We start from the raw sequence: 2,318 nt of genomic DNA on the forward strand, positions 1-2,318 counted from the left end.
GACGTTGTGGTGACGGCCGACCACGGCGAGGCGTTCGGCGAGGAGGGCGTCTGGGAGCACCACATCGAGACCCACATCCCGCCGCTGATCGAGGTGCCGTGGTTAGAGTTGGACAAATAGCGAACGACTGATACAGATCCGGAGCGAACGTCCCGCCGGGCGGCAGTGACGAGGGTTACCCCCACCGAGCCCCGTGTGACGATGGATTCTCCCGAGCCGCCCGTTCTACCCGTCGAGCGGCGCCGATAGCGGTCAGCGTCGCACTCGGTCAGGTAGCCCCAGAACGTCCACCGCAGCCGAAGCCACTTCCTCCCGCTCCTGCTCGGGCGCGTACACGCCCAGCCGCCAGCCGTCGCGCTGTGCCTGTCGGATCGCGGTGACCAGCCCCGAGGCCTCCTCCAGTCGCTGAACCACGCCGTCGACGACGACCCGGGCGTTCGACTCCTTCATCGACGGCCGACGGGGCACGTCGACGATTACCTCGGACTCGTCGACGCCCGCGCGCTCCGCGATGTCCCGTTCGGCGGCACGCTCGTCCTCGTGTTCGAGTTCGAGGAGGTGTGCGGGCGTGTCGGAGAGGTCTGCCCACACCGTCCGCTTGTAGAGGTCCCGGCGCTCGATCCGGTCGCCGAGGTCGGGGACGTGCTCGCCCAGCGCGACCAGCAGGTCGTGGTCGGCCATCCGTGCGAACTCCTCGATTCCCACGTCGTTCTCGCCGTCGAGCAGGCGATCGGCGGCGCGTTCGAGCATCGAGCCCGCGATCCGGGAGACGTGGTGGCGGTAGACGATCCCGTTCATCAGCCCGCGGGCGAGCAGCAGCGACTCCGCGGTCCGGACGTTCCCCTCCGCGAGCACCAGTTCGCCGTCGCGGTAGCGCAGCGACCGCACCAGCCGCCCGTGGTCGATCGAGCCGTAGGGGACGCCGGTGTGGTGGGCGTCCCGAACGAGGTAGTCCATCCGGTCCACGTCCAGTTCCCCCGAAACGAGCTGGCCGAGTTCGCCCTCGCCGCGGACCAGCGCGGCCACGCGGGACGGCGAGAGGTCGTGTTGCCGGAGCACGTCGGCGATCCCGGTGTCCTCGATCACGTCGCCGATCTCGTCGTGGTGGCGGCCCGCGCGGCGCATGATCACCTCCTCGGTCTGGTGACCGTAGGGACCGTGGCCGACGTCGTGCAGCAGCGCCGCGGCGCGGACGTGGTCCGCGCGCTCGCCGTCGACGCGCAGATGCGACAGGGCCTGTTCGGCGAGGTGGTACACCCCGAGCGAGTGCTCGAAGCGCGTGTGGGAGGCCGAGGGGTAGACGAGCCGGATCGTCGAGAGCTGCTTGATGTGCCGGAGCCGCTGGAACGCCGGCGTGTCGAGCAGGTCCGTCGCGACCGGGGAGAGGGTGATCCAGTCGTGGACGGAGTCCTTGATCGCGTTCATACCGGACCCCCGTGGGCGAGCCTCAAAGTCGCCCCGGTGCGCCGTCGGGAGAGGAAGCTTCAACCCCGCGCCCCCGAAACGCCGCGTATGGTCACGTTCCTCGCCGGGGGGACCGGCACCCCCAAGCTGCTCTCGGGCGACGAGCCCGTCTTCGCCCGCGATTCCGTCACCGTCGTCGGCAACACCGGCGACGACGTGGAACTCGGCGGGCTGCTGGTCTGCCCGGACCTCGACACGGTGCTGTTCGACGGCGGCGGCGTGCTCGACCGCGAGACGTGGTGGGGGATCGACGGCGACAGCCACGAGACGAACGCCGAACTGTTCCGGCTCGCCGACGCGGCCGGTCTCGAGGAGGGGCCGCGCTACCTCGACGACGACGCCCAGACCGCCGGCCGGGAGATCGCTCGCTGGCGGCGCTTCTCCGGGATCGCGGAGTTCATGACGATCGGCGACCGCGACCGCGCGGTCCACATCACCCGGACCTCGCTGCTCGACGAGGGGCACTCGCTGACCGAGGCCACCCGCACGCTCGCCGACGCGTTCGACCTCGAGATCGACCTCCTGCCGATGAGCGACGATCCCGTCGCGACGATCGTCCACACGCCCGACGGCGAGATGCACTTTCAGGAGTACTGGGTCGCGAACCGGGCCGGCCCGCGCGTCGAGGGCGTAGAGTTCCGCGGCGCGGAGACGGCCGAGCCGACGCCCGAAGTCGAGGCCGCGCTGGCCGATCCCGTCGTGATCGGTCCCTCCAACCCCGTCACGTCCGTCGGCCCGATCCGGTCACTCGCGGGCGTCGATGCCGCGCTCGGGGAAACGCCGGTCGTCGCCGTCTCGCCGTTCTGCGAGGACGAGGCGTTCTCCGGCCCCGTCGCGGACCTCATGGCCGGCAC

General features: G+C 70.8%; 2 protein-coding genes. One reads left to right on the forward strand and one right to left on the reverse strand.

The window, feature by feature from the left end:
• Positions 1 to 252: 252 nt before the first annotated feature.
• Complete coding sequence (locus ACFR9S_RS05160) at positions 253 to 1,425, reverse strand: HD domain-containing protein (protein WP_379731864.1); 1,173 nt, start codon at positions 1,423 to 1,425, stop codon at positions 253 to 255.
• A gap of 87 nt (positions 1,426 to 1,512) precedes the next feature.
• On the opposite strand from ACFR9S_RS05160, the gene cofD reads away from it, so the two are divergent.
• The coding region (gene cofD / locus ACFR9S_RS05165; RefSeq protein WP_379818205.1) for a 2-phospho-L-lactate transferase at positions 1,513 to 2,318 on the forward strand (806 nt) is incomplete at its 3' end.

This window comes from Halolamina salina (assembly GCF_042678005.1).
GTDB classification, from domain to species: domain Archaea; phylum Halobacteriota; class Halobacteria; order Halobacteriales; family Haloferacaceae; genus Halolamina; species Halolamina salina.